The sequence below is a fragment of the Aerococcus sp. L_32 genome (assembly GCF_050689315.1).
On the sequence record NZ_JBOEQF010000477.1, the window covers coordinates 1 to 1,437 of the forward strand.

Sequence of the window (1,437 nt, forward strand, 5' to 3'; positions counted from 1 at the left end):
ACTAGACCACCCAGGTCATTTCCATACTGGTCCAGAGTTAGCCGACCACTTCCAAGTCAGCCGGAATGCTGTTTGGAAAGCTGTGAAGCAACTAGAAACTGAAGGATATGAAATTATCCGTCATCCTAAAAATGGCTATGCCTTAGAAAACCTAAACCATGCCATTGATCCTAGCCAAATTAGCCATGGCTTACAAAACGTTTGGCCTGAATTAAAGGTTTACTACCAGGAATCTACCTCATCGACCAATGACCTTGGTCGTAAACATGCAGCAGATTACCCTAATCAGCCTGCCCTCTTTATTTCGAGTGAGCAAACAGCTGGACGTGGCCGTCGCGGGCGTACTTTTTATTCATCTCTTAGCCAAGGACTTTACTTTTCATTAGTGATGACACCTCCGAGTGGTGTTAATAATGAACTGGTCGCTTCAATGACTATTGCTTCTGCTTCAGCATATGCAGAAACATTATCCAACTATTTAACTGATGATGTCATGATCAAGTGGGTGAATGACCTATTTTATCAAGGAAAAAAGGTTGTCGGTATCCTAACTGAAGCGACTTTTGATATGGAAAGTCAGACCATTTCACATTTGGTACTTGGGGTTGGATCTAACCTTGCAGGTGACTTTTCCAAAGAAAATGCAGAAAATCAATCTGTTGCGGGCACCTTATTCGGACCACAATTGCCAAGAACATTCAATACGAATGATTTAATTACAAACTTTGTAATTAAATTTAAATCCTACTATGATGATTTATCTAGTCTGGATTTCTTGGACTATTACCGTAGTCACTTATTAGGTAAAAACCAATGGGTTAACTATACAGAAAACCACGAAAACTACTGTGGTAAAATCCTTGGTGTAACAGATCTTGGTCATCTTTCAATTGAAACATCAGAAGGTAAAGTACGAACCCTTGTATCGGGCGAAGTGTCTTTCTCTAGTCAGCAATTCGCTGACCAATAGCGTACTTAAACTTAACTATAGTAGCAACTTTTGGGTGTGTGATCATTTAGCGCACATCCATGTATAAAATAAATGGTCACCCATAAATGAAATAAGGTTGACTAAATTAAAAGGAGAACAATATGACAAAATCATCTACTTACTACTGGGTACTTTCAGCACTTATGAGCGTAATTACACTCATTGCTTCCTATGTTGTTGTACCATTCGGTGCAATTCCTTTCACGCTACAGACCTTAGCCGTTATTTTAACGGGTTTATTACTACCAAGAAAATATGCAGCAGTTGCTATGCTATTAAACGCCATTCTTTTATTTATGTTTAAAGGTGCCTTTATTTACAGCCCTTCTTTTGGTTTTATCATCGGCTTTATTGTAGCCATGATTTTTGCCAGTCAAAACCCGGCGCTTGAAAATGGTTGGAAAGTATTAACCATTCGTGCAATTGGTATGAATATCATTATTTTT

Annotated in this window: 2 protein-coding genes; both read left to right on the forward strand. The window is 38.6% G+C overall.

Annotated features, from left to right (window positions below):
- Nucleotides 1–970: biotin--[acetyl-CoA-carboxylase] ligase (locus ACRCJ0_RS14015; protein ID WP_431390841.1), on the forward strand; the 970-nt coding region annotated here is incomplete at its 5' end.
- Between the two features lie 122 nt (nt 971–1,092).
- Nucleotides 1,093–1,437: biotin transporter BioY (locus tag ACRCJ0_RS14020; RefSeq protein ID WP_431390842.1), on the forward strand; the 345-nt coding region annotated here is incomplete at its 3' end.